The sequence below is a fragment of the Thermus aquaticus genome (assembly GCF_001280255.1).
Taxonomy (GTDB): domain Bacteria; phylum Deinococcota; class Deinococci; order Deinococcales; family Thermaceae; genus Thermus; species Thermus aquaticus.
This window is the reverse complement of the sequence record NZ_LHCI01000106.1, coordinates 1,849,731-1,874,155: the sequence shown is the minus strand read 5'-3', so window position 1 is coordinate 1,874,155 and position 24,425 is coordinate 1,849,731. Positions and strand designations below refer to the sequence as shown.

Below are 24,425 nucleotides of genomic sequence, written 5' to 3'. Positions count from 1 at the left end.
CGTTAGGGGAGAAAGGGTTTAGGGAAAAGGGACGGAGAGAGGTGGGCGAGAATGGAAGGCAGGAACGTTTTTATTCTGCGGCTGGCCCCCCTGGAACAGGACTTGACCCAGGAGGCCCTGGAGAAGGACGAGATCTTCGTGGGGTGGAAAAAGGTTAAGGGCCTATTGGCAGAGGGCCTGAGCTATTCCTTCGTGTGCTACCTCATAGCTCCACCCCGGCCATCCTGAGCAAGACCCGGCTCCGAATGAGGTTGTGGACCAAGAGGATCAGGTTTACCCGGGCCGCCAGGCCCCAAAAGGACCGAGCTTCTATACGGTGAAGGCCCAAGGACCGCACCATCACGCTGAACCGCGTCTCTATCCAGTTGCGCACCTTCCCCATCCACCTTCTCCACCCTGTTTCCACCAACCTTCCTCCCCTGACCCGATAGGGTGGGGTCTTGACCCCCTGGACCCAGCGAAAACCCCGGTCTCCCAAGACCGCGGGGAGGTCCGCCACCAAGTCCCTCCCCCAGGTCTCCCGGGCATTTCCGGGGAGAAGGGCCCAGCGAAAAAAGAGGCCCCGCTCGTTCATCACCGGCATCAGCACGTAACCGCCGAACGCGCCCAGGGGCCCCACGCCCACAGCGGCTTCAGGGAGGGAGAGACCGTGGACCCGGTGGCCGTGGGCCAGGGGGATGGGTTTGAGGTCCACCACCTGGAGGAGACCCATCCCCCCGGCGAGGCGGATGGCCAGGTGAGCCAACAACCCCTGGGCCTTTTGCAGGACCCGATAAAAGCGGGAGAGGTGGGGCAGGGAGGGGAAGTAGGCCCTCAGGGTGGTCTTGGCGGCCAGGTAGCCTTTGGCCAGGTCCTGGCCCTGCAGCAGGAGAAAAATGGCCAGGGTCAGGAGTTCAGCCAGGGTGGCTTTCTGGTGCCTTTGCTTCGGGGGGAGCTTGAACCCTTGGGTCTGAAGGGCCTTGAGCTCGTCATCTACCCAGACGTAGATGGCCACGAGGAGGGTTTCTGCGTCAAGATAGTAGAGGGGGTGCTCCCGGTCTGGAAGCATAGCACCCCCCTTTTTTCACACCCCAGGGGTTGGGGTCAAGTAGCACACGAAGGTATTACTATTTCCGCGAGCGGGTGAAAGCCGCCTATAAAATTGAGAACAACCGTTTGGCGCGCAACTTCGCGATGTCCCTCTGGTGGTAAGAGATGAAGCCAGGAGATTACGTGGTGGTTCCCTCGGGGGGCCAGTTCTACGTGGCCGAGGTGGTGGGGGACCCCTACTACGACGAGAGCCACCCCGTCGCTGCCCACCGCAGGCTCGTCCGCTGGCTCAACGACAAGAAGCCCATCCCCCGCGAGCTGGCCTCGGCCGCCCTGCAGAGCCGGATGAAGGCCCGCGGGACTCTCTTGGACACCAGCGACCTGGTGAAACACATTGAAAAGGTCCTGGAGGACGCCAAGCGGGGCGAAACGCCCAACCTGGCCCAGGAACTTCGCGCCCGCATGGTGGAGGCCGTGCGCCAGGAGCTCACCCAAGGCCGCATGAACCCCGACCGCTTTGAAACCCTCGTGGAGAGGATGGCTCAGGCCGTGGGAGCTGTGGAGGCGAAGTGGGTCCCCCGAAGGAGCGACCAGGGGGCGGACGTGATAGCCCGTTTCCAACTCATGGGCGGGTTGCTGGTCACCGTCGGCATCCAGGCCAAGTTCTATCAGCCCGGAAAACCCATGGGAAAGGACGCGGTGGACCAGCTGGCCCAGGCCCTGCGGGCGGGGGTGGCCGATATGGGCCTGGTGATCACCACGGGGGACGTGAGCGAGGAGGCCTACCGCGCAGCCGAGGAGTACCTGAACCGGGAAAACCTGCGGATCGGCATCCTGGGCGGGAGGGAACTGGCGGAGCTCATCGTGGACAAGGGCCTCTGGTCCGCCTTTGACTTTTGAGCGGATGGGGAAAGGGAGGGGGGATAGGCTCCCCCCTCTTCCCTTAGGAGGGGCCTCGAGGCCCGGACTTTTGCACCCCTATCCAACTTTGCCCCTGGCCCTCAGCGTAGCGCCTGGGGAGGGGGAGGCGTGTCCAGACCCAGGCTTTCCAAAAAGAGGAGGACCTCCTGGCGGATCTCCGCCCAGAGCTCCTCCCGGGGCCTTTTGGCCGGCCTGTCTCCCCTTTGCGCCCCGTAGGCGCCAAAGCCGGCGTGGTTCAGGCCCTCTATGAAGACCACCCGGGCTCCTTGGGGAAGCCTTTTGGCCTTTTCCCGGGCCTCCTTTGGGGGCAGGAGGCCGTCTTCGGTTCCGTAAAGGGCCAGGGTGGGAAGGCGCACCCCAGAGAGGTCCCCTTCGGGGTAGGCGGCGAAGAGCAGGAGGGGAAGCCCTTCCCGGGCCGCCACCTCCGCCGCCGCCACCCCGCCCAGGCTGTGCCCCCCCACCACCAGGGGGAGGCCGGGGTGGGCCCTTTTCGCTTCCAGAGCCCGCTCCTTGCCTAAAAGGGCGATCCCCGAGGGCACCTTGAGGAGGACCACCAAATACCCCGCCTGGGCCACCGGGGCCAGGACCGGGGCGTAGGCCAGGGGGTCCACCCGGGCCCCGGGGTAGAAGGCCAGGAGGGCCCTGGGGCTTTGGGGAAAGAGTTCAACGCCGTATGGGGCTTCCTTCAGGCTTAGCCCGGGGGCCTTCAGGTAGTCCTGGACGATGGCCTCCGCCTTCAGGGGCCTGAAGAGGTAGAAGGCCACCCCAAGGAGGACCCCCCCTAAGGCCAGGGCAGAGAGCACGAGGAAGAAGATGAGGCGTTTGGCGTTCACGGCTCACCTCAGCGCGGGTTCCTCTTTCCTGGCCCGCCGCCCCTCAAAGGCGAAGAAGGCGGCGGGCACCACGAAGAGGGTGAGGAGGGTGGAGGAGAGGAGGCCCCCCAGGATGATGACCCCCAGGGGCCGGCGGTACTCGGCCCCCTCGCCGGTGCCCAGCAGGAGGGGGAGGCTGATGATGAGGACGGTGAGGGTGGTCATGAGGATGGGCCTAAGCCGGAGCCTGGCCGCCTCCACCAGGGCCTCTTTGAGGGGCATCTCCCGCATGCGCTTCACGGCGAAGTCCAGGAGGAGGATGGCGTTTTTGGTGACCAGGCCGATCAGCATCACCACCCCCAGGACGCTGATCACGTCCAGGCCGGTGCCCAGGAGGTAGGTGAGCCAGAAGGCCCCCACCAGGGCCAAGGGCACCGGGAGGAGGAGGTAGAGGGGGTAGCGCCAGGCGTTGAACTGGCTGGCGATGACCAGGTAGTTGAGGACCAGGGCCAGCAAGAAGGCCAGGGGGGCCAGGCGGGCCAGCTCCCCGGTGAAGCTCCCGAGGCCGGTGGCCAGGATCTCCACCCCGTTCCCCAGAAGGCCCTGGGCTTTGAGCTCCGTTTCCAGCTCCCGCTGGATCTGGAAGCTCCCCGGGGCCTCGGGCTTCAGATTGATGTTGATGCCGGCGGTGTAAGCCTGGTTGCGGCGGGAGATGAGGGTGGGCCCCGGGCGCTCCTCAAACCGCCCCAGGCTCCCGAGGGGCAGGAAAGCCTGGAGGGCGGGGGCGTAGACAGGGAGGGAGAGGAGGTCGGCCTCGCCCCCCAGGCTGAAGGGGTCGGCCTGGACCACGATGGGGAACTCCTCCCCGCTCCTGCGGGCGGTGGCCGCCTGGGTCCCGGAGAGGTAAAGCCTGAGGGCCTGGGCCAGGTCCCCGGGGGTGAGGCCGGTGCCGGCGAGCCGGGAGGGGTCCGGCACGAAGACCCTCTCCCGCTGGGTGGCCTCGAGGGTGCTCTTCACGCTCAGGACGTAGGGCTTCTCGGCGATGTAGGCGACGATCTCGGCGGCGCGCTTTTCCAGAAGGGCCCGGTCGGGGCTGGTGACGAAGAACTGGAGGTCGGCGTCCCCGGCCTCGGGGCCGGTCTGGGCCAGGACCCGGAGGTCGGCCCCGGGGAAGCCCTTTAGGGCCTCCCTGCCCTCCCGGTTCAGGACCTTGGTCAGGGTGAAGATGTCCTCCCGCTCCCCCTTGGGCTTGAGGACGATCTGGAGCTGGACCCGGGAGGGGTCCCCCACCTGGGCCCCGCCGGTGGCGCTGGCCCCCACCGTGGTCACCACCCGGGCCACGGCGGGGTGGGCCAGAAAGCGGGCCTCGAGGGCCCTCGCCGCCCGGTCGGAGACGGCGAGGGGCGTGTCCTTGGGCAGGAGCAGGGTGGCGGTCAGGACCCCGGTGTCCGAGCGGGGGACGAAGTTGAAGGGGATCCTGGGCAGGATGGGGAAGATGGAGAGAAAGGCCAAGGCCGCCACCCCCAGGACCAGGTAGGGCCGGGCCAGGACCCTCCTAAGCCCCCGGGCGTAGGCCTCGGTGAGGCGGAAAAGGCTCCCTTCCGCCCCCTGGTGGAGGAACCGGGTGAGGGCGCCCATGAAGTCTAAGAAGGCCCGCCCCAGATAGCGGAGGAGGCCTAGGAGGGCGGGGTAGAGGGGGAGAAGGAGGAGGAATAGGGGCCCCCTTTGCAGGAGGAGGTAGGCCAGAAGAAGCCCCAGAAGGAGGCCCAAAGGGGTGCGGAAGCCCCGGCGGTAGGCCCAGGCCAGGTCCTGGGGGAGGAGGGTGAGGGCCCTTAAGGCCTCCCGGAAGGTGGGGGGCTCGGGGTCCGGGAAGTAGGCCAGGCGCACGGTGAGGAAGAGGAGGGCCTCCAGCCAGCTCACGGCGATGGCCGCCGCCATGCCCAGGCCGAACTGCTGGAAGATCTGGCCGATGATGCCGGGGAGGAAGCTGATGGGCAGGAAGACGGCGAGGAGGCTTAAGGTGGCCGCCGCCACCGCCACGCTCACCTCGCTGGCCCCCTTGAGGACCGCCTCCTTGGGGCCGAAGCCCATCCTGCGGTAGCGGTCAATGTTCTCCGCCACCACGATGGAGTCGTCCACCACGATGCCCACCGCCACGGTGAGGGCCAGGAGGCTGATCAGGTTGTAGGTGAAGCCGAGAACGCCGAAGAGGAGGATGGCCCCGGAGAGGGTGATGGGGATGGCCAGGATCACGGAGAAGACGGAGTTGAGCTTCCCCAGGAAGATGAGGACCACCAAAGAGACGGCCAGGGCCGCTAGGAAGGCCTCCCGCACGGTGTCGTTCACCGCCGCCCGGATGAAGCGGGTGGTGTCCAGGGCCACCTCCGCCCGGTAGCCTGGGGGCAGCTTGGTCCCCTCTAGGGCCTTCTTCACCCCGTCGGCCACGGCCACGGCGTTGGCGCTAGGGGTCTTGACCACGGCGAGAAGCACGGCGGGGCGGCCGTTCAGGCGGTTTAGGGTGCTGGGGGCCTCGGGGCGCTCCTCCACCCGGGCCACGTCCCGCACCCTTACCCCTCGGGAGGGGTCCAGGAGGAGGCCCGCCACTTCCTCGGCGGTGGCCGGGGTGGAGCGCAGGGTGTAGACCAGGCGCCTCTCCTCCTGGGTGAGGCTTCCCAGGGGGAGGTTGAGGGCGGAGGCGGAGATGGCCTGGACCACCTGCCCCGGGGCCACGCCCAGGGCCTGGAGGCGGCTTGGGTCCAGGTAGACCCGGATGGCCCGCTTGGGGGCCCCGGTGAGGCGGATGTCGGCCACGCCGGGGACCAGCTGAAGCCTGGGCTTCAGGGAGCGCTCGGCGTAGCGGAGGACCTCCGAGAGGTCCTCCCCCGGGGCCTCGAGGGCGATGTAGAGGATGGGGCTGGCCGAGGGGTCAAACTTCTGCACCACGGGAGCGGAAGCGTCCTTGGGCAGGCTCCCCCGGGCGGCGGCCACCTTCTGGCTGACCTCCACCGCGGCCTGGTCCACGTTCACCCCCTGCTGGAACTGGACGAAGACCAGGCTGAACCCCTCGGTGGAGGAGCTGCCGATGGTGTCCACCCCGCTTAGGGTGGAGAGGGCGTCCTCCAGGGGCTTGGAGACCTGCTCCGCCACCTCCTCGGGGCCGGCGCCCGGGTAGGCCGTGGAGACCGCCACCACGGGCACGCTGAAGCGGGGTAGGAGCTCCACCCCCAGGCCCAGGCCCAGGAGGAGCCCCACCAGGACCAGGCCCACGAAGATGGCGGTGGCGAAGACGAAGCGCTCCACGAAGAAGGCCACCAGGGGGTTTTCCCTCACCGCACCACCTCCAGGAGGTCCCCCTCCCTAAGCCCCTCGGGGACGGGGTAGACCACGAGGGTCCCCTCCGTAAGCCCTTCCACCGCCGCCTTGTCCCCTTCCTGGGCCAGAAGGCGCACCGGGAGGCGGCGGGCCCTGTCCCCTTCCACGGCGTAGACCACCGCCTGGCCCTCCTCCGCCCGCACCGCCAGGGCGGGGAGGAGGATCCCCTCCGCCACCTTCTCCTGGTACCGGGCCTCGGCCGGGCCGGGGGTGAGGGGGGCTTCCGGCTTCAGGACCACCTCCACCAGCCGGTTCTGCCCGGGAAGGTCCGTCTTGCGCAGGAGGCGGGCGGGCACCTCCTGGCCGCTTTGCCTGAGGAGGAAGCGGGTCTCGGGGGTGAGGCGGGCCGCCTCCTCGGGGGGAAGGTAGGCCTTGGCCAGGAGGCGGTCGGTGGTGGCCAGGCGGAAGGCCCGGTTCCCCACGCCCACGAATTCGCCCTCCTTGACGTAGACCTCCACCACCTCCCCGGCGAAGGGGGCGCGGATGGTGGCCTCCTTGAGGTTGCGCTCCGCCTGGCGCACCTGGAGCCTGGCCGCCTCCACCTGAAGCTCCAAAAGCCTCAGGTCCTCCGCCCTATCCAGGCGGTCTAGGGCCTCCTTGGCGCTCTCATAGGCGCTTTGGGCCTGCTGGTACTGGGCTTCCAGGGTCTTGAGGTCCAGGGGGGCCAGGGCCCCCACCGCCAGGAGGGCCTTTCCCTCCTCGTAGCGCCTTCTGGCAGCGTCCAGCTGGGCCTTGGCCGCCTCCAGCTGGGCCAGGAGGGCGGGGCGGTTTCCGGAGATCTGGTTTTTTGTCCGCTCCAGGTTGGCCTCGGCCTGGGCCAGGGCCAGCCGGGCCTGGGCCAGGGCCTCCTGGAAGGGGGCGGGGTCCAGGAAGACCACGCCCTCCCCCTGGGCCACCCGGCTTCCCGCAGGAAGGGTCCTTTGCACCCGGCCCGAGGCCCCGGCGGCCACCAGGCTGTCCCGCTCGGCCTGCAGGGTCACGGCCACCTGGGCGGCGCGCTCCAGAACCCCCCGCCTGGCCTCCACCACCCGCACCTGGACCCTCGAGGGCTCGGCCTCTGCCTGAGGGGCCTCGGCCTTTTTGGGGGCGCAGGCCACAAGGAGAAGGGGAAGGAGTAGGAGAGCCTTTCTCATCCCTCACCTCGAGGCCAGAAGGCCGTAGTAGGCCTTCAGGTAGGCGTGGCGGGCCTGGGCCAAAGTCAGCTCCGCTTGGAATAGGGCGAGCTCCTGTTGCCTGAGCCCAAGCTGGCTCACGAGCCCGGCCTTGAAGCGCCGCTCCTCGGCGGCGTAGCGTTCCTTGGCGGCCCGGTAGGCCTCCTCCGCCGCTTTGGCCCCCTCTAGCAGGGGGGCAAGCTGGTCGTAGCGGGCCTTGAGCCCCACCCGGAGGGAGCGCTCCAGGTTGCCCAGGCTCACCTCCAGGGTCTTGATCTGGTCCTCCAGGGCCTCTATGTCCTTCCTGGCGGCGAAGCTCTCGTCCAGGAGGCCCCGCTGGAAGCGGAGGAGCTCCAGGCTTTGCCTGAGTTGCAAAAGGTCGGCGTGCTCCTCAAGAAGCTGCTCCACCAGGCCCTCTTCCGGCAGGGGGGGAAGCGCCACGGGCTCGGGCTTCCAGGGGCCCACCAGGTTCTCCAAAGAGGCCCTGGCGGCGTTTTCGCCCCGCTTGGCGGCCTCCAGGTTTTTCCTGGCCTCCAGGACCCGGTTCTGGGCCTCCAGGAGGTCCAAGGAGGTGGCCCCACCCCCCTTGACCCGGACCTCGGCGGCCTTGAGGGCCAGCTCCGCCACCGCCAGGGCCTTTTCCGCCAGCCTGACCTGGAGGCCGGCCTCGAGGGCCTGGGCGTAGGCGGCGGCGATGTCGCTTTCCGCTTGGGCCAGGGCCCGCTTGAGCCTGGCCTCGGCCAGGGCCAGGGCTTGCCTGGCCTGAAGCTCGCCTAAGGGCGTGCGCAGGGGGTCTTCCAGGGTGCGGGCCAGGTCCTTGGCCTTGGCCTCCGCCTCCAGCCTGGCGTTGAGGACGGCGGGGACTTCCTGGGCCTTCTTCAGCGCCTCGGGCAGGGGCTGGGCCAGGGCCGGGAGCCAGAAAAGGATCAGGATCCAAAGGGTTCTCACGGGTTCACCTCCAGGATTTGACCGTAAAGCTGGTAAAGCTCCATCAGGCGGTTTTTCAGGTTGTTCTCGGCCTGCAGGCGGGCAAGCTCCGCCTGCAAAAGGGAAAGCTCGGCCCGCTTGAGGGCGAGGCCGCTTTCCAGGCCCAACGCCAGGCGCCGTTTCACCTCTTCCAGGGCCTTTCGCTCGCCCTCCAGGCGGAGCTGGGCCAGGGCTAAGGCGGCCTCGGCGCTTTGGAGGGCGCCCTTTAGGGTCTCTTCCTGAAGCCTGGCCTGGGCCTCCGCCGCCTTTAGGGCCTCGAGGGCCCCCCGTAGCTGGGCCTCGGCCGCCGCCAATCCCTGGAAGAGGCCTGGGGAGAGGGTGAGGGAGAGGGAAAGCCTGAGCTCCTCCACGCTCCGGTAGCTCCCCGCCCCGGGCACCTGGGTGGCGGGGCGGGCGGGGTCCTGGCGGGTGTAGCTCAGGGTGGGCTGCAGGGTGCGGCTACTCAGGCTGAGGGCCAGGGTGTCGTTGCCCGAGGGGTAGCGGAGGTAGCTCACGTCCAGCTTGGGCAGGAGGTTGCGGAAGGCGCCGTCATAGGCGATCTGGGCCTCTTGGACCGAAAGCCTCGCCTCCTCCACCTGCAGGTAGGCCCCGCCCTGGGGGAGGGGAATCTGGGGCAGGGGGGCCTCGAGGTCCACCAGGCCCAGGGCCGCCTGCTCCGCCAGGGCCACCCCCCGCCTCGCCTCCTCCAGGCGGTTTTCCGCCTCCTTGAGGGCGAGCTCCGCCTCCCTCAGCTCCTTGGGGTTGGCCTGGCGCTTCCTGGCGGCCTCCAGGGCCATCTGGGCCAGCTCCACCCCCTTCAGGGCCAGCTTTTCCCCAAGAAGGGCCTCCTGGTAGCGGCCGTAGGCGGCCACCGCCTGGGCCTGGAGGGCGGTGAGGGTCCTGCGGTAGCCCAACTCGGCCCGCCTGAGGGCGATGCGGGCCCGCTCCTGCCCGTCGGCCACGTCCCCGAAGGGGAAGGGGGTGAGGACCAGGGCCAGGGTGAGGTTGCTTCCGCTAGAGGGCAGGCTCTGGCATAGGGCCTCGGGGGTGCAGGCGTAGCCCAGGCGGGCGTGGCCCGCTTGCAGGTTCAGGGCCACGGGGCTTTCCTGGGCCAGGAGGGCCTTGCGGGCCGCCTCCAGGTAGCTTTGGGCCTGGCGGGCCAGGGGGTGGTCCCTTAGGGGAGCCAGGGCGCTTTGGGCCAGGGCGGGGGCCAGGAGAAGGAGGAGGGCCAAGACCCTAGGCACGCTCCACCTCCGTGAGCTTCCTCAGGAGGTCCCGGAAGAGGAGGAGCTCCTCAGGGTTCAGCCTGGCCAGATGCTGGCTATAGGCCGCAAGCCAGGCCTCCTTGAGCCGCTTTTGGGCTTCTTCCCCTTTGGGGGTAAGGTGCAGGAGAACCCTTCTCCGGTCCTCGGAGTCCAGGCGCCGCTCCACCAAACCGGCCTCCTCCAACGAGGCCAGGAGGTGGGAGACCTGGGAAGGCTGGATCTCCAGGTGCTCCGCCAGCCGGGAAGGGGCGTTCACCCCCTCCCGCACCAGCCTCAGGACCTCGGCCTGAAGGAGGGAAAGCCCCTCCTTGGCGAAAACCTCCTTGGCCCGCTGGAGGAGGAGGCGCATGAGGGCGTAGCCGAGGTGGGACAGCTCTTCCACCAGGGGTGCGGGGGGACCGTTCATACTCCTCAACTATACACACCCGTCAAGCACCTGTCAAGGGAGGACTGCAGGCCGGGCCGCGCTCCTTGGTGTACAATGGCCCAAGGTATATGGACAGACCTCCCAGTCGGTGGCCCTTCCTCCTGCCCTTCAGCTCCATAGCCCTGGCCCAGTCCCAAGCCCCAACCCCCGGGGAGATTTTTCTTTTGGTCTTCTTTTTGGGGCTTTCCGCCTTCTTCTCCGCCAGCGAAACCGCCCTCACCACCCTCTACCCCTGGAAGGTGCGGGAGCTTGCGGAAAGCCAGGGAGGGCCCTTCCGCCTCCTTGCCCAGGACATCACCCGCTTCCTCACCACCATCCTGGTGGGCAACAACCTGGTGAACATCGCCGCCACCGCCTTGGTCACCGAGGTCGCCACCGAGGCCTTCGGCTCCGCCGGGGTGGGGGTGGCCACCGGGGTCATGACCTTCCTCATCCTCTTCTTCGGCGAGATCACCCCCAAGTCCCTGGCGGTGCACCACGCCGCGGCCCTGGCCAAGGTGGCTGCCTGGCCCATCTACCTCCTCTCGGTCCTCCTCTACCCCGTGGGCCGCTTCTTCAGCCTGGTCTCGGGGCTTTTCCTCAGGGCGCTGGGCCTCGAGCCCAGAAACGCCTCCCTGGTCTCCGAAGAGGAGCTCAGGCTCATCCTGGCGGGGGCGGAGGAGGCGGGCACCATTGAGGCCCAGGAGGAGGAGATGATCCACTCCATCCTGGAGCTGGAGGAGACCCCGGTGCGGGAGATCATGACCCCCCGGGTGGAGATGGTGGCCATAGAGGCCGAGGCCAGCCTCGAGGACTTCCTCCACCTCTTCCGCGAGCACCGCTATAGCCGCGTCCCCGTCTATAGGGAGAGCGTGGACCACATCGTGGGCATCGCCTACGCCCAGGACCTTCTGGACTACCACTGCCAGGAGGACCTGAAGGGGCGCACCGTGGCCTCCATCGCCCACCCGCCCTACTTCGTCCCCGAGAACATGGACGCCTGGAGCCTCCTCAAGGAGCTCCGCCGCCGGAAGGTCCACATGGCCATCGTGGTGGACGAGTTCGGGGGCACCGCCGGCCTCGTGACCTTGGAGGACGTCATTGAGGAGATCGTGGGCGAGATCTACGACGAGACCGACGAGCCCGAGGACGCCCCCATCAAGCGCTTGGCCGACGGCGCCCTTTCCATCCAGGCCCAGACCCCCATAGACGAGGTCTCCGAGGCCTTGGGGGTGGAGCTCCCCGAGGGGGAGTACGACACCCTTTCCGGCTTCCTCTACGAGCGGTTCGGCCGCATCCCCGGCGTGGGGGAGAGCGTGGAGTGGCAGGGCTTCCGCTTTGTGGTGGAAAGCGCCGACCAGCGCCGGATAGAAAGGGTGCGGGTGGAAAGGCTGGTGGAGCATGGAGAGGATTAAGGCCCTCCTCCAAGCCCACGTGGAGCGGGCCTACGCCCCCTACTCGGGCTTTCCCGTGGTGGCCCTGGTGGAGGCCGAGGGGGAGGCCTTTTTGGGGGTCAACGTGGAAAACGCCGCCTTTCCCCTCTCCCAGTGCGCCGAAAGGAACGCCGTGGCCGCCATGGTCCTGGCGGGCAAAAGGCGCATAGACCGCGTCCACGTCTATAGCCCCAAAGGCCCCATCCCCCCTTGCGGCGGGTGCCGCCAGGTCCTCATGGAGTTCGGGGGGCCTGAGGGGGAGGTGGTCCTCCACGGGCCCGAAGGGGAGGAGGTCACCACCTTAGGGGCCCTCCTCCCCATGGCCTTTAGGCTTTAGAGGGGGAGGACGACCTCCTGGGCGAAGAAGCCTGGGACCTCGAGGCGGAGCTCAAGCCGCCCGCTTCCCCGCTCCAGGCCGGGCCTGAAGCCCACCACCTGGACCCGGGCCTCCCCCCGGGCCGGCAGGTCCACCCGCACGGAGAGGCGCTGGCCTAGGAGGACCAGGCTCCCCTCGGCCCGCAAGGGGATGGGGTTGGGGTTTTCCAGGAAGAGGTTGACGCCGCTTCGGCGCACCCGCAAAGGCTCCAGGGGGAGGCTTAGGCGGGTGTGGAAGAAGGTGAGGGGCTGGCCCAGGGTCTGGCCCTCGAGGGCCACCTCGGCCCCTTCCGGGGAGAGGAGGGCTCTGGCGGTGGCCAGGGCCTCCTTGGGGGTGAGGCGGAGGAGGAGGACCTCCTCCTTCTCCCCCGGCGGGAGGGTGAGGTCCAGGGGCAGGACCACCTCCCCCACCCGAAGCCTGGCGCCGAAGGCGGAAAGGGGGATAGGGACGGGGTTGGGGTTCTGGAAGGCCACCTTTAGGCCCAGGAGAAGGGCCGGGCCTGGGCTAAGCTCCAGCCCCCGGATCTCCCCGCCCAGAAAACGGGCCTCGGGGGCCAGGGTCCTGGGGGCGCAGGCGGCAAGGAGGGCCAGGAAGGCCAGGAGAAGAGCGAACCTTTTCATAGAATCCACCCCTCTTCCTTCAGGGAGTCTAGCACCGGCAGGAGCTCGCCGAAAAGGGGGCTTTCCTGGGGGTAGGGGGGCCTGGGGTAGCCCGCCGGCAGGCCCAGGTGCCTCAGGGCCTGCTTGAGGAGGGGAACCCCGCCCCGGGAGAGGAGGTCCCCCAAGGGGTATAGCCGCCGCTGCAGGGCCTGGGCCTCGGCCAGCCGGCCCTCCTGGAAGTGGGCCAGGAGGGCCTTGTAGGCCCTGGGGGCCAGGTTGGCGGCCGCCAGGATGCCCCCTTCCGCCCCCAGGGCCAAGGCGGCCAGGAAGGTGGGGGCGTGGCCGGTGAAGACCCGGAAGTCCCTCAGGCGGGCCTGGTAGAAGGCGAGCCGGTGCATCTCCCCGCTGGAGTCCTTGATGCCCAGGATCTTTGGGTGCTGGCCCAGGGCGGCCACGGCGGAAAGAGGCAGGTCCACCCTGGTGTTCTGGGGCACGTGGTAGAGGAAAAGGGGCATCCTCTCCGCCAGGGCCTCGTAGTAGCGGAGAAGGCCCTCTCCCAGGCTTGCGTGGTAGTAGCGGGGAGGGGTGGCCAGGAGGGCGAAGGCTCCGGCCTCCCTGGCCTCTTCCAAGGCCCTCTCCGCCTGGGGCAGGGTCTCCTCCATGAGGCCCACCAGGAAGGGCTTCCTGGGCTTCAGGGCCTGAAGGCCCAGGCGGCGCTCCTCGGGGGTGAGGTGGACCCCTTCGCCGTTGGAGCCGTAAATGAGAAGCCCGTCCACCAGGGGCTCCAGGGCCAGGGCCAGCTCCTGGAAGGCCCCCGTGTCCAGGCGGCCCTTCCCGTCAAAGGGGGTGGGGATGGGGGGCAGGATCACGGCGCCCTCCGGAAGGAACCCAGAAGGGTGAGGAGGTGGAGGCCGTAGGCCAGGAGGAGGAGGCCCGGCCCCTGGCCCTCGAGGGCCCTCAAGAGGCCAAAGGCGGCCAGGAGGAGGAGCAGGAGGCCAGGCCCCGAGGAAAACCCCAGGCTCCCCGGCACGAGGAGGCGCACCGCAAGGGCCCAGCCCTCGGAAAGAGAGGCCCTTCTTCTAGGCAAGAAGAAGGCCAGGAGGTGGTAGAGGAGGACCAGGACGAAGCCCAAAGCGGCCCAGGGCCTGGCCCTCTCCGGAAGGGGCAGGGCCAGGCGGGCCGCCCCCTTCAGGGGGTCCTCCAGGAAGGCCTTAAGCTCCAGGGAGAGGAGGGTCAGGTAGAGGGTGCGGACGCTGGGGCCGGGCTCCCGCCTGCCCCAGGGGTCCTGGCCGAGGCCCAGGGCGGCCCGGATGGGGCCCTCGAGGGGGGCCTCCCGGTAGGCCTGGGCCAAAAGGGCCTCCTCGCCCAAAAGGGCCTTGGCGAAGGGGTAGCCCCCCTCGGCCAGGAGGGTCTTGGCCTCCTTGGGGGACTGGGGGAGGAGGGCGTAGCCCAGAAGGGCCTTGACCTCGGGGGTGGGGGGCTTGGCCTTCAGCCAGTCCAGGGCCGCCTGGGTCCGCAGGGTTCCCCGGTCCAAGGGCGGGGCCGTGGCTGCTTCCCTGGCCCTCTGGTCCAAGCCGTAGAGGAGGAAGCCAAGCCCCAAAAGGACCAGGAGCAGTAAGGCTAAAAGCCTCTCCCCCAGGCTGGCGTAGGCCAGGGTGAGGTGGCGGAGGCGGAGGAGGGGGTGGCGGAGGTAGCCTCCCAGGAAGCCGCCGATGGGCCTCAGGTCCCTGGCCTGGGCGGGGAGATAGAGGGCGAAGAGGTAGAGGACGAGGGCCAGGTAGGCGAGGCCCAAGGCGTAGGTGGCCTGGGGCAGGAAGGCCAGGTCCGGGGGAAGCCAGGTCTTTAGGGTCTTCTCCGCCTCCTCCAGCCTCAGGGCCTTGGCGGGCTCCCCCTGGGCCCTCAGGGCCTCGGCCCGCTCCTGGAAGAAGGCCAGGGAGCCCGGGAAGAGGGGGGTGTAGGCCAGGAGGGCTTCGGTGAGGCGCTGGGCCTGGGCGGGGTCCTCTTGGGCCAGGGCCCTCGCCCCTTGGGCCATGCGGACCACCCCTTCCTGGCCGTGGAAGAGCTCGGGGCGGTGGCCCCTTTGGAGGAGGTCCTGGCCGTAGGCCAAAAGGTCCTCCTGGCTCAGGTCCTTGGGGTCCAGGGTCCAGTAGGCGTAGTAGGGCCAGGGCTTGGGGGGCTTGAGGGCCTGGAGGAGGGGCAGGAGGGCCTTCAGGTCCTCCTCGGTGCCCTCAAAGGGGAGGGGCGGGAAGGGGATGGGGAGGACCCAGTCCCCCATGACCGCCTCGGGGCCGGGGCGGAGGGCCTCCACCCGCTTGGGGGCGAAGTGGAAGCGGGCGCCGGGCTCCTTGAGGCTCGCCTCCACCACCAGAAGCCCCTGGGCCACCAAGACCCTCTCCCCCTCCACCAGGGGGCCGAGCCAGGGGCCCTGGGGCAAGGGAAGGAGGCCCCAGGGGAGCCGGAGGCCCTCTTGGGTGAGCTCGGGGGCTTGGGCGGGGGCCACGGGAAGCCTCCCCTCCAGGGGCCCGGAAGGGAGGATGAGGCGCAGGCGGTATTCGCCCGGGGCCTCGAGGACCAGGGGAAGCCGGAAGCGCCCTCCCTGGACCTCCACCTCCAGGGTCCTGGTCCCCTGGGGGCCCGAAAGCTCCAGGGGAAAGCGGCCTTCGGGGAGGTCCTTGCCCTCCAGGGTGAGGGGGGCGCCCACCTCGGTCCGGTCGGGCAGGAGCAGGGACTGGCCCAGGGCCAGGCCCCAAAAGGCCAGGAGGGTCCACGCGCGCATGGGGTTATTCTACTGGCATGGGCCTACTGGACATGATCGGCCCCGTCATGGTGGGGCCCTCCTCCAGCCACACGGCGGGGGCCTGCCGCCTGGCCCTCATCGCCAGGTATCTCCTCGGGGAAGTCCCCAAGCGGGTGGAGTTCGGCCTTCACGGCTCCTTCGCCAAGACGGGCAAGGGGCACGGCACCCACCTGGCCCTCACGGCCGGGGTCCTGGGCCTCAAGCCCGACGACGAGCGCCTCAAGGAGAGCCTGGCCCTGGCGGAGAAGGAGGGGGTGGAGGTGGTCTTCAAGGAGGTGGAGCTGGGCGATGTCCACCCCAACACCGTCCGCATGGTCCTGGAGGGGGAGAAGGAGCGAATCGTGGTTACCGGGAGCTCCCTGGGCGGGGGGCTGGTGCGGGTTTTTGACCTGGACGGCTTTGAGGTGCGCATCACCGGCCAGGCCCCTACCCTGGTGGTGAAGAACGTGGACACCCCGGGGGTGGTGGCCCGGGTGGCCCGCATCCTGGCCGACGACGAGGTCAACATCGCCTACCTCACCGTGAGCCGCAAGAAGAAGGGGGGCGAGGCCATGATGAGCCTCGAGGTGGACCGCCCCGTCTCCGAGGTGCCGCTAAAGTACCTGGAGTACCTCTCCTACATCCTCTGGGTGCGGCAGATTCCCCCGGTCATGGAATAGGCCTAAAGCCTGGGGAGCTCCAGCCTGAGGCAGGCCCCGCCCAAGGAGGAGGCGCAGGCGGTGAGCCTCCCTCCCAGGGCCTCGGCCACCCGCTTGGCGGTGTAAAGGCCGAGGCCCGAGCTTCCCCTAAGCCCCTCCCCCTGGCGGAAGGGCTGGGCCAGGGCCGAAAGGGGAAGGGGAAGGCCGGGTCCGTCGTCCTCCACGCTGATGGCCCCCTCCTCCACCAGGAGGCGCACCCGGGTCCTGGCGTGGCGCAGGGCGTTTTCCAGGAGGTTGGCCAGGGCCCTTTCCAGTAGAAGCCTGTCCCCCCGGGCGAGCCCCGCTCCCGCCACCTCCAGGCCTAGGCCCCGCCTTCGCGCCTCCTCGCCGTGGCGGAGGAGGAGGTCCTCGGCCAGGGCCCTCAGGTTCAGGGTCTCCCGCCTGGGGGCGTGGGCCTCGAGGCGGGAAAGCGCCAGGAGGTTCTCCACTAGGAGGTGGGCCCGGGCCAGCTCCTGCCGCACCTGGTGGAGGAGGGCTACCCGCCTCTCCCGGCCCAGGTCGTCCCGGCCTTCCAGGTACTCCAGGGCCCGGATGGCGGAGAGGAGGGGGGTCTTGAGGTCGTGGGCCAAGGCGGCGTAGAAGGCCTCACGGGCCTCCATGAGCTCCCGCAGGCGCTCCAAGAGCTCTTCAAAGCGCCGCCTCAGCTTGGCGACCTCCTCCGGTGGGGGCTCCTGGGGGGAAGGGAGCCTGAGGCTTGCCACCGACCCCCCCTTCAAGGAGAGGTAGGCCAGGGCCAGGGTGAGCTCCTCCAGGGGCTTGAGGAGGCTTCGCGAGAGGAAGTAGCCCACCATGGCGGAGACCAGGGCGAGAAGGAGGAGCCAGAGGAGGAGGGGAAGCCAGGGCCCCTCCCCCATGAGGCCCAGGGTGAGGGCCAGGACCAGGTTGGGCAAAAAGGCGAGGAGAGCGATGACCAGGGCGAGCCTAGCCCTTAGACTCATCCCGCCCCGCCGAGAGCACCGCCAGGAAGGCCTCCTGGGGCACCTCCACCTTGCCGATGGCCTTGAGCCGCTTCTTGCCCTCCTTCTGCTTCTCCAGAAGCTTCTTCTTGCGGGTCACGTCCCCGCCGTAGCACTTGGCCAGCACGTCCTTCCTCAGGGCCTTCACCGTGGCGCGGGCGATGATCTTCCCCCCGATGGCCGCCTGGATGGGCACCTCAAAGAGCTGGCGGGGGATCACCTCGGCCAGCTTGTCCACGATGGCCCGGGCCATGCTGTAGGCCTTGTCCCGGTGGGCGATGAAGGTGAGGGCGTCCACCGGCTCCCCGTGCACCAGGACGTTCACCTTGACCAGGTCCCCGGGCTGGTAGCCCATCTGCTCGTAGTCCATGGAGGCGTAGCCCCGGGAGACGCTTTTGAGGCGGTCGTGGAAGTCGTAGAGGATCTCGGCGAAGGGGACCTCGTAGACGAGCTCCACCCGTTTCTGCGCCCCCGGCAGGTAGGTCATGTTGACCAGCCGGCCCCGCTTCTCCTGGACCAGTTGCATAATGGCCCCCACGTACTCCTCGGGGGTGAAGATGGTGAGCTTCACGTAGGGCTCCAGGATCTCCTCCATCTTGGTGGGGTCGGGGAGGTCGGCGGGGTTGTGGATCTCCCTTTCGGTGCCGTCCTTGAGGCGCACCTTGTAGACCACGCTGGGGGCGGTGGCGATGAGCTCCAGGCCAAACTCCCGCTCCAGCCTCTCCTGGACGATTTCGGCGTGCAGGAGGCCCAAAAAGCCACAGCGGAAGCCGAAGCCGAGGGCGGTGGAGGTCTCCGGCTCAAAGTGGAGGGCGGCGTCGTTGAGCTTGAGCTTTTCCAGGGCGTCGCGAAGCTTGCCGTAATCCTGGGACTCCACCGGGTAAAGCCCGGCGAAGACCACGGGCTTGGCGGGGCGGAAGCCGGGGTAGGGGGTGGGCGTGGGGCGGTCCGCCAGGGTGAGGGTGTCGCCCACCTGCACGTCGTGGATGTCGCGGATGGCGGCGGTGAGCCAGCCCACCTCTCCGGCGGAGAGCGCCTCCAAGGGCACGAGACCCTGGGGGGTGAAGGTGCCCACCTTGTCCACCAGGAACTCCTTGCCCGTGGAGAAGATGCGGATCCGGTCTCCGGGGCGCACCCGCCCATCAAAGACCCGGATGTAGGGGATCACCCCCTGGTAGGCGTCGTAGAGGGAGTCAAAGATGAGGGCCTTGAGGGGGGCCCCGGGGTCCCCCTGGGGGGGCGGGATGCGCTTCACGATGGCCTCCAGGATCTCCTCCACCCCCTCCCCGGTCTTCCCGGAGGCGAAGATGGCCTCGTCGGCGGGAAGGCCTAAGACCTCCTCCACCTCGAGGGCCACCTCCAGGGGCCTGGCGTTGGGCAGGTCAATCTTGTTGATGACCGGGATGATGGTGTGGTTGTGCTCCAGGGCCAGGTAGAAGTTGGCGATGGTCTGGGCCTCCACCCCCTGGGTGGCGTCCACCACCAGCAGCACCCCCTCCACCGCCGCCAAGGCCCGGGAGACCTCGTAGGTGAAGTCCACGTGGCCGGGGGTGTCAATGAGGTGAAAGGTGTAGGTCTCCCCGTCCCCCGCCCGGTAGGCCACCCGGACAGCGCTGGCCTTGATGGTGATGCCCCGCTCCCGCTCCAACTCCAGGGAGTCCAGAAACTGCTCCCGCATCTCCCGCTCGCTCACGGCGTGGGTCATCTGCAGGATGCGGTCGGCCAGGGTGGACTTCCCGTGGTCCACGTGGGCGATGATGGAAAAGTTGCGGATGCGGCGCTGGTCCATCCTTCCCATGGTCTTCCGTCCTGGGGGCAAAGTCAAGGGCGGGGTCTAAGTGCTCGCACTTTGGTTTCGCAACATGGGGTGCCAAAGTCAGGGCTGTGGAAGGGCTTTTCTGGGGCCCCCACCGCGGCTTTTGCCGCGGTGGGGTACTTAGGCCCGCTTGGGCTGTTGGCCCCGGAGGTTCCGCCAGAAGACCACCAGGGCGCTCACCACGTAGATGGAGCTATAGGTGCCCACGAAGATGCCCACGAAGATGGCCAGGGCGAAGTCCCTTAGGACGCTTCCCCCCAGGAAGAGGAGGGCGATGATGGGCAGGAGGGTGGTGAGGCTGGTCATCACCGTGCGGGAGAGGGTCTGGTTGATGGAGCGGTTGACCATCTCGGCGTAGGGGATCCCCCGCAGGAGCTTCTGGTTTTCCCGAATCCGGTCCGAGACCACGATGGAGTCGTTGATGGAGTAGCCCACGATGGTGAGCAGGGCGGCGATGGTGGAGATGGAAAACTCCAGGCCCAGGAGGCTGTAGATCCCCGCCACGATGGCCACGTCGTGGGCCACCGCCAGGACGCTGGCCACGCCGAAGGTCCAGTCAAAGCGGAAGGCCACGTAGATGAGGATGAGGCCAAGGCCCACCAGCACCGCCATGATGGCGTTCCGCCTCAGCTCCTGGCCCACGGCGGGGCCCACGGTCTCCGAGGTGAGGACCTGGGCCTTCAGCTCCTCCCTAAAGAGCCTTTCCAGCTCCAGGCGCTTGGCGTCCTCGAGGGGAGGGAGCTTCAAGGAGAACTCCTTGTAGCTGGCGCTGGCGGTAGGGGCCTGGACCTCGGTGATGACGGCCTCCTTGGCGGGGAAGCCCTTCTCCGCCAGGAAGCGCCTCAGGGTGTCCACGCCCGTCTCCGGGGAGGTCCGGATCAGGTAGGCGGTGCCTCCGGTGAAGTCAATGCTGTAGTTGAAGCCCTTGGTGAAGACCACGGCCGAGGCCAGCGCGGCCAGGAGCAGGGTGGCCGCCGTGATGTAGCGGGCCGGGCCCATGAAGTTCCACCGGGGGTCCACCAGCCACATGGGGGGCCGGATCTCCCCCCGCTCGGCCAGGCGCTCCAGGAGGTAGCGGCTGAAGACCAGGTTGGAGAAGACGCTGGCCACCACCCCGATGGCCAGGACCACGGCGAAGCCCCGCACGGGGCCGGTGGCGTACTGGTAAAGCGCCGCCGCCGCCAGGAGGTGGGCCGCGTTGACGTCCAAGATGGTGAGGGTGGAGTGCCGGAAGCCCTCGGGGATAGCCTGGCGGAAGCGCTTGCCCGCCCGGAGCTCCTCCTTGATGCGCTCAAAGGAGAGGACGTTGCCGTCCACCGCCGCGCCCAGGGTGAGGACCAGACCGGCGATGCCGGGCAGGGTGAGGGTAGCCCCGAGCCCCGAGAGAAGGCCCAGGATCAGGGCTGAGGTGTAAAGGAGGCCCAAGGAGGCCACCAGGCCCAGGCTTGGCCCGTAGTAGGCGAAGATGAGGAGGAAGATGGCCAGGGTGCCGATCAACGCCGCCCTGATGCCCGCCTGGATGGCGTCTTGGCCCAGGGTGGGGCCGATGGCCCGGATCTCCACCACCTTGAGGGGCACGGGCAGAGCCCCCGAGCGCAGGACCAGGGCGATCTCGCTGGCCTCCTCGAGGCCGGAAAGCCCCTCAATGACCGCCTGCCCGCCGGTGATGGCCTGGCGGATGACGGGGGCGGTGTAGACCTTGCCGTCCAGGACGATGGCGAGACGCTTGCCCACGTTGGCCCGGGTCACCTCCTCAAACTTCTTGGCTCCTTCGGGGGTGAAGGTGAGGGCCACCTGGGGGCGGCCGAACTGGTCAAAGACCGCCCGGGCGTCCGCCAGGTCCGCCCCCGTGAGGAGGGGCGGCCCCAGGTCCTCGGGCTTGATCAGGTCCTTTTCCAGGTCCTCCCGCTTCAGGCGGGGGTTTTCCCTCAGGGCCTGGTTGATCTGGGCCACGGTGGTGCCGGTGGCCCCTTCCTTGAGGATGCGGAACTCCAGGACCGCCCGCTGGCCGATGAGCTTCAGGGCCCGGTCCTGGTCGGCCTGGGAGAGGCCGGGGAGCTCCACCACGACGCGCCTCTGCCCCTGGATCTGGATGACGGGCTCGGCCACGCCCAGGGCGTTGACGCGGTTTTCCAGCACGGTGCGGGCCTTTTCCAGGTCGTCGGGGGTGGGGTTTTCCACGTCCGCTTCCAGCAAGATGCGAAGCCCCCCTTTGAGGTCCAGGCCCAGGCGGACCTTGGGCTCATCCGGGGCCCAGGGCTTCCACACCGCCAGGAGGGAAAGGAGGAAAAGGCCCAAAAGAAGCAGGCCGGTGGTCAGTTTGCGGTTCATATTTACCTCCAGAAGGTCTCGTCCTTGCCTTTGGTCTTAGGGCCGGATGTTGCGGAAAAGGGTGGGAAAACCCCGGCCTAGCCCCCCTCTAGCTGGAGCTTCCCGTAGAGGAGGTAAAGGAGCGGTCTCGGAAGAGGCGTATTGGGCAGGGGGGGCGGGGCCTTCCAGGGCCTGAGGCTAAGGGGGGAGGGCTTCTCCCCCTTGGGGGGGAGGAGAGGGGAGGGGAGAAGGGGCTTCCGCTCTTCCTTCAGGACCAGGGTGGGTCCCCCGGGGAAGAGGCCCGCTTCCCCTTTTCCCCTGGGTTCCGGCCAGGCCCCCCCCTGAAGGAGGAGGGCTAGAAGCGCTCCCAGAACCAAGGCCCGCCCCACGGACCCCCCTAAGCGGGCACCTCCACCAGCTGGAAGGCCTCTATGATGTCCCCTTCCTGGAACTCGTCAAAGCCCTCGAGGCCAAGCCCGCACTCGTAGCCCTGGGCCACCTCCCGCACGTCCTCCTTGAAGCGCTTGAGGCTTCCGATGCGGCCCCGCCAGATCTCCTGCCCCTTGCGCAGAACCCGCACCTCGGCGTTCCTCAGGATCTTGCCCTGGGTGACCATGCACCCGGCCACCTGCTTGCCCGTGGGCAGGCGGAAGACGGCCCGCACCTCGGCCCGGCCCAGGACCTCCTCCTTGTACTTGGGCTCCTTCTGCCCCTTGACCATGTTCCGCACTTCGTCAATGAGGTCGTAGATGATGCGGAAGGTCTTGAGGAGGACCCCCTTCTCCTCGGCCTTTTTCTTCACCGAGGCGGGCGGGTTGACCCCGAAGGCCAAAATGGCCGCTCCCGCCGTCTGGGCCAGGAGGACGTCGGATTCCGTGGGGGCCCCCACCTGGGCCAGGAGGACGTTGATCTTCACCTCGTCGGTGCTCTCCCGGGCCAGGATGTGCTGGATGGCCTCCAGGGAGCCCTGGGTGTCCGCCCGCAGGATGAGGTTGACCTCCTTCTGCCCCTCCTCCTCTAGGGCCCGCAGGAGGTCGGCCATGGTCCTGGGGCGGCGCTCCCTCTCGGCCTCCTCCTTGGCCCTCCTTTCCTCCTTGCGCTCCTCGGCGATCTCCTTGGCGGCCTCGAGGTCCGGTACCCACTCCACCACGTCGCCGGCGTGGGGGAGCTCCTGGAAGCCCAGGACCTGGACGGCGCTTCCCGGCCCCGCCTCCTTGCGCTGGTTGCCCTCGGAGTCCATCATGGCCCGGATGCGTCCATAGACCTCCCCGGCCACCACGTAGTCCCCCACGCGGAAGGTGCCTTCCTGGACCAGCATGTTGGCGATGATGCCCGCCTGCTTGTCCAGCTTGGACTCCAGGATCACCCCTTTAGGCTCGGCGTTCGGGTCGGCCCGGTAGTCCTCCAGCTCGGCGATGAGGAGGATCATCTCCAGGAGGTCCTGTACCCCTTGCCCCGTCTTGGCGCTAATGGGCACGATGATGGCGTCGCCCCCGTACTCCTCGGGCACGAAGCCCCGCTCCATCAGCTGGCGCTTCACCTTCTCGGGGTCGGCCTGGGGCAGGTCCATCTTGTTGAGGGCGAAGATGATCTTGGCCCCGGCGGCCTTGGCGTGGGCGATGGCCTCTTCGGTCTGGGGCATGACCCCGTCGTCGGCGGCGATGACGATCACGGCGATGTCCGCCACCTTGGCCCCCCGCTGGCGGATGGTGGTGAAGGCCTCGTGCCCCGGGGTGTCAATGAAGACCACGGTCCCCTGGGGGGTTTTCACCTCAAAGGCCCCCACGTGCTGGGTGATCCCCCCGGCCTCCTTCTCGGCGATGCGGCTTTTCCTGAGGTAGTCCAGGAGGGTGGTCTTCCCGTGGTCCACGTGGCCCATGATGACCACCACGGGGGGGCGCCTGGGGAGGCTTTTCCGCCTCTCCTCCTCGGCCTGTTTTTCCTGTAGGCCCCTTTGCTCCTTGACCAGCTCCCGCACCGCCTCGGCGTCCTCCTCGCTCAGGGTGGAAGCGTGGGACTTGTAGGGCACCCCCATCTGGTCCAGGAGCTCTAAAAGCTCCTCGCTCTTCATGCCCAGCTCTTTAGCCAGCTGGTAGATGCGTATTTTGGCCATCCTTACCTCCTAGGTGGGCCATAAGCGCTTCGGACAAGGCCTTGGCCCGGCCTCCGGCGAAGCGCCGGAGCTTCTTTTCCGTCCAGCAGTCCGGGTTGTCGGGGCAGACGTAGGCCCCCCTGCCGGGGAGCTTCCCCGTGGGGTCCAGGAGGAAGCCCCCCTCGGTCAGGACCACCCGGAGTAGCTCCCCCTTGGGCCGCCTTTTGCGGCAGGCCACGCACATGCGCAGGGGGACGTGCTTCATGGCTAGAGGTCCCGGAAGAGCTTCTCAAACTCCTCCTTGGCCCGGGTCTTCTCCTCGGCCTCCTCCTGGGCCGCCCGGCGGATGGCCTCGTCCAGGTCGGAGATCTCCGCCTCCTCAAAGTGGATGTCGTAGCCGGTGAGCTTGGAGGCCAGGCGCACGTTCTGCCCGCCGGTGCCGATGGCCAGGGAGTGCTGGTCCTTGGTCACCTTGACCCGGGCCTTCTTGGCCTCGGGGTCCAGCTCAATGGAGCCCACCTGGGCGGGGGAGAGGGCGTTTCTGATGAACTCCTTGGGGTCTTTGGACCACAGGATGATGTCCACCTTTTCCCGGCCCAGCTCCGCCGAGACCGCCTGGATCCGCTGGCCCTTGTGGCCGATGCAGGCCCCGATGGGATCCACGTTGGGGTTGTGGCTCGTCACCGCCACCTTGCTCCTGCGGCCGGGCTCCCGGGCGATGGCCTTGATCTCCACGATGCCCTCGGCGATCTCGGGGACCTCCTGCTTGAGGAGGTGTTCCAGAAGCTTCTCGTGGGCCCGGCTCACGATCAGGGAGGGGCCCTTGGCCGAGCGGTCCACCTTCTTCAGGTAGACCTTGAGGCGCTGGCCGGGGTAGTAGCGCTCGGTGGGGATCTGCTCGCTCTTGGGCAGGTAGGCCTCCCCCCGGCCCAGGTCCACGAAGACGTTGCCCCGGTTGTCCACCCGGGTCACCACGCCGGTCAGGACCTGCCCTTCCTTGTCCTTGTACTCGTTGTAGATGCGGTTCCGCTCGGACTCCTTGAGGCGCTGGGTGAGGAGCTGGCGCAGGTCCTGGATGGCCACCCGGGAGAGCCCCTCGGGATCAATGGGGAACTCCATCTCGTCCCCTAGCTGGACCTCGGGGTCGTACTGGAGGGCCTCGGCCAGGGAGATCTCCTTATCGGGGTCCTCCACCTTCTCCACCACCCGGCGGACCTCCACCATCTCTATCCGCCCGGTCTGGGGGTCAATGTAGACGTCCACCTCGGGGCCCTTGCCCTCCTCCACCTCCTCTTTTTTGTATCCTTTTTGTCTTTTGATGTAGGCCTTGCGCAGGGCCTCCTTGAAGGCCTCGAGGACCTCCTCCGTGCTGACCCCGCGCTCCAGGGCGAGGTGCTGCAGGGCTTCTATGAACTCCCGGTTCATC

At 68.4% G+C, this 24,425-nt stretch carries 21 protein-coding genes; 4 read left to right on the top strand and 17 right to left on the bottom strand.

The genetic code is table 11. The features are described from left to right. Positions 1-202: 202 nt before the first annotated feature. Positions 203-1,048, bottom strand: a complete 846-nt coding sequence (locus BVI061214_RS10905; protein WP_053768397.1) for a transposase — start codon at positions 1,046-1,048, stop codon at positions 203-205. 146 nt (positions 1,049-1,194) lie between these two features. On the opposite strand from BVI061214_RS10905, the gene BVI061214_RS10900 reads away from it, so the two are divergent. Continuing rightward, on the top strand, positions 1,195-1,929 hold the full coding sequence (locus BVI061214_RS10900; protein ID WP_053768396.1) for a restriction endonuclease: 735 nt from the start codon (positions 1,195-1,197) through the stop codon (positions 1,927-1,929). A gap of 101 nt (positions 1,930-2,030) precedes the next feature. Here BVI061214_RS10900 and BVI061214_RS10895 read toward each other — a convergent pair whose 3' ends face one another. The 6 genes from BVI061214_RS10895 to BVI061214_RS10870 are packed head-to-tail and all read right to left on the bottom strand — an operon-like array spanning position 2,031 to position 9,922. Continuing rightward, positions 2,031-2,783, bottom strand: a complete 753-nt coding sequence (locus BVI061214_RS10895; RefSeq protein WP_053768395.1) for an alpha/beta hydrolase — start codon at positions 2,781-2,783, stop codon at positions 2,031-2,033. Between the two features lie 3 nt (positions 2,784-2,786). Then, a complete protein-coding gene (locus tag BVI061214_RS10890; RefSeq protein ID WP_053768394.1) occupies positions 2,787-6,092 on the bottom strand; it encodes an efflux RND transporter permease subunit in 3,306 nt (1,101 codons plus the stop codon). Beyond that, positions 6,089-7,267 (bottom strand): efflux RND transporter periplasmic adaptor subunit, encoded by a 1,179-nt coding sequence (locus tag BVI061214_RS10885; RefSeq protein ID WP_053768393.1) that lies wholly within the window; start codon positions 7,265-7,267, stop codon positions 6,089-6,091. Before BVI061214_RS10885 ends, BVI061214_RS10890 begins: the two co-directional genes overlap by 4 nt. Positions 7,268-7,270: 3 nt before the next feature. Next, positions 7,271-8,233 (bottom strand): TolC family protein, encoded by a 963-nt coding sequence (locus tag BVI061214_RS10880; protein ID WP_053768392.1) that lies wholly within the window; start codon positions 8,231-8,233, stop codon positions 7,271-7,273. After that, positions 8,230-9,495, bottom strand: a complete 1,266-nt coding sequence (locus tag BVI061214_RS10875) for a TolC family protein (protein ID WP_053768391.1) — start codon at positions 9,493-9,495, stop codon at positions 8,230-8,232. Before BVI061214_RS10875 ends, BVI061214_RS10880 begins: the two co-directional genes overlap by 4 nt. Continuing rightward, positions 9,488-9,922 carry a MarR family winged helix-turn-helix transcriptional regulator gene (locus BVI061214_RS10870; RefSeq protein WP_053768390.1) on the bottom strand — a complete coding sequence of 145 codons (435 nt, stop codon included), beginning with the start codon at positions 9,920-9,922 and terminating at the stop codon, positions 9,488-9,490. The genes BVI061214_RS10875 and BVI061214_RS10870 overlap by 8 nt, the downstream gene beginning before the upstream one ends. An 89-nt stretch (positions 9,923-10,011) precedes the next feature. On the opposite strand from BVI061214_RS10870, the gene BVI061214_RS10865 reads away from it, so the two are divergent. Then, a complete protein-coding gene (locus tag BVI061214_RS10865; RefSeq protein WP_003048140.1) occupies positions 10,012-11,337 on the top strand; it encodes a hemolysin family protein in 1,326 nt (441 codons plus the stop codon). Continuing rightward, positions 11,324-11,692: a cytidine deaminase gene (gene cdd, locus BVI061214_RS10860; protein ID WP_053768389.1), complete on the top strand. Its 369-nt coding sequence runs from the start codon at positions 11,324-11,326 to the stop codon at positions 11,690-11,692. The genes BVI061214_RS10865 and cdd overlap by 14 nt, the downstream gene beginning before the upstream one ends. Here cdd and BVI061214_RS10855 read toward each other — a convergent pair. Genes BVI061214_RS10855 through BVI061214_RS10845 form a run of 3 tightly spaced genes read right to left on the bottom strand, consistent with a single transcriptional unit; the run spans position 11,689 to position 15,106 of the window. Further along, positions 11,689-12,351: a hypothetical protein gene (locus tag BVI061214_RS10855; RefSeq protein WP_053768388.1), complete on the bottom strand. Its 663-nt coding sequence runs from the start codon at positions 12,349-12,351 to the stop codon at positions 11,689-11,691. The two genes, cdd and BVI061214_RS10855, sit on opposite strands and share 4 nt — an antisense overlap. After that, a complete protein-coding gene (locus BVI061214_RS10850; RefSeq protein WP_053768387.1) occupies positions 12,348-13,199 on the bottom strand; it encodes a dihydrodipicolinate synthase family protein in 852 nt (283 codons plus the stop codon). Before BVI061214_RS10850 ends, BVI061214_RS10855 begins: the two co-directional genes overlap by 4 nt. Next, positions 13,196-15,106: a hypothetical protein gene (locus tag BVI061214_RS10845; protein ID WP_053768386.1), complete on the bottom strand. Its 1,911-nt coding sequence runs from the start codon at positions 15,104-15,106 to the stop codon at positions 13,196-13,198. Before BVI061214_RS10845 ends, BVI061214_RS10850 begins: the two co-directional genes overlap by 4 nt. A 17-nt stretch (positions 15,107-15,123) precedes the next feature. Between BVI061214_RS10845 and sdaAB the strand changes: the two genes are divergently transcribed. Continuing rightward, positions 15,124-15,786, top strand: coding sequence for an L-serine ammonia-lyase, iron-sulfur-dependent subunit beta (sdaAB, locus tag BVI061214_RS10840; RefSeq protein WP_053768385.1), 663 nt, complete (start codon positions 15,124-15,126; stop codon positions 15,784-15,786). 2 nt (positions 15,787-15,788) lie between these two features. On the opposite strand, the gene BVI061214_RS10835 is transcribed toward sdaAB, so the two are convergent. From BVI061214_RS10835 to nusA, 7 genes are all read right to left on the bottom strand, one after another. Then, entirely contained in the window at positions 15,789-16,763 is a 975-nt protein-coding gene (locus tag BVI061214_RS10835) for a sensor histidine kinase (protein ID WP_053768384.1), read from the bottom strand. Beyond that, positions 16,747-18,579 (bottom strand): translation elongation factor 4, encoded by a 1,833-nt coding sequence (lepA, locus tag BVI061214_RS10830; protein ID WP_156303263.1) that lies wholly within the window; start codon positions 18,577-18,579, stop codon positions 16,747-16,749. Before lepA ends, BVI061214_RS10835 begins: the two co-directional genes overlap by 17 nt. A gap of 138 nt (positions 18,580-18,717) precedes the next feature. Beyond that, positions 18,718-20,928 (bottom strand): protein translocase subunit SecD, encoded by a 2,211-nt coding sequence (gene secD, locus BVI061214_RS10825; protein ID WP_053768382.1) that lies wholly within the window; start codon positions 20,926-20,928, stop codon positions 18,718-18,720. 77 nt (positions 20,929-21,005) lie between these two features. Beyond that, positions 21,006-21,296: a hypothetical protein gene (locus BVI061214_RS10820; protein ID WP_003048158.1), complete on the bottom strand. Its 291-nt coding sequence runs from the start codon at positions 21,294-21,296 to the stop codon at positions 21,006-21,008. An 8-nt stretch (positions 21,297-21,304) separates the two neighbouring features. Then, positions 21,305-23,020, bottom strand: a complete 1,716-nt coding sequence (gene infB / locus BVI061214_RS10815) for a translation initiation factor IF-2 (protein WP_053768381.1) — start codon at positions 23,018-23,020, stop codon at positions 21,305-21,307. Further along, entirely contained in the window at positions 22,989-23,264 is a 276-nt protein-coding gene (locus BVI061214_RS10810) for a YlxR family protein (protein ID WP_053768380.1), read from the bottom strand. The genes infB and BVI061214_RS10810 overlap by 32 nt, the downstream gene beginning before the upstream one ends. A 2-nt stretch (positions 23,265-23,266) precedes the next feature. Beyond that, the gene (gene nusA / locus BVI061214_RS10805; RefSeq protein WP_053768379.1) at positions 23,267-24,424 is read right to left on the bottom strand and encodes a transcription termination factor NusA; all 1,158 of its coding nucleotides are present in this window, start codon (positions 24,422-24,424) and stop codon (positions 23,267-23,269) included. Position 24,425: the final 1 nt, after the last annotated feature.

Bases quoted from the DNA above. Each gene is read 5' to 3' on its own strand.
- BVI061214_RS10885 (WP_053768393.1), bottom strand. From the start codon at position 7,267: ATGAGAAAGGCTCTCCTACTCCTTCCCCTTCTCCTTGTGGCCTGCGCC.
- lepA (WP_156303263.1), bottom strand. From the start codon at position 18,579: ATGGGAAGGATGGACCAGCGCCGCATCCGCAACTTTTCCATCATCGCC.
- infB (WP_053768381.1), bottom strand. From the start codon at position 23,020: ATGGCCAAAATACGCATCTACCAGCTGGCTAAAGAGCTGGGCATGAAG.
- BVI061214_RS10845 (WP_053768386.1), bottom strand. From the start codon at position 15,106: ATGCGCGCGTGGACCCTCCTGGCCTTTTGGGGCCTGGCCCTGGGCCAG.
- BVI061214_RS10855 (WP_053768388.1), bottom strand. From the start codon at position 12,351: ATGAAAAGGTTCGCTCTTCTCCTGGCCTTCCTGGCCCTCCTTGCCGCC.
- BVI061214_RS10900 (WP_053768396.1), top strand. From the start codon at position 1,195: ATGAAGCCAGGAGATTACGTGGTGGTTCCCTCGGGGGGCCAGTTCTAC.
- sdaAB (WP_053768385.1), top strand. From the start codon at position 15,124: ATGGGCCTACTGGACATGATCGGCCCCGTCATGGTGGGGCCCTCCTCC.
- cdd (WP_053768389.1), top strand. From the start codon at position 11,324: ATGGAGAGGATTAAGGCCCTCCTCCAAGCCCACGTGGAGCGGGCCTAC.
- BVI061214_RS10835 (WP_053768384.1), bottom strand. From the start codon at position 16,763: ATGAGTCTAAGGGCTAGGCTCGCCCTGGTCATCGCTCTCCTCGCCTTT.
- nusA (WP_053768379.1), bottom strand. From the start codon at position 24,424: ATGAACCGGGAGTTCATAGAAGCCCTGCAGCACCTCGCCCTGGAGCGC.
- BVI061214_RS10865 (WP_003048140.1), top strand. From the start codon at position 10,012: ATGGACAGACCTCCCAGTCGGTGGCCCTTCCTCCTGCCCTTCAGCTCC.
- BVI061214_RS10870 (WP_053768390.1), bottom strand. From the start codon at position 9,922: ATGAACGGTCCCCCCGCACCCCTGGTGGAAGAGCTGTCCCACCTCGGC.
- BVI061214_RS10810 (WP_053768380.1), bottom strand. From the start codon at position 23,264: ATGAAGCACGTCCCCCTGCGCATGTGCGTGGCCTGCCGCAAAAGGCGG.
- BVI061214_RS10905 (WP_053768397.1), bottom strand. From the start codon at position 1,048: ATGCTTCCAGACCGGGAGCACCCCCTCTACTATCTTGACGCAGAAACC.
- secD (WP_053768382.1), bottom strand. From the start codon at position 20,928: ATGAACCGCAAACTGACCACCGGCCTGCTTCTTTTGGGCCTTTTCCTC.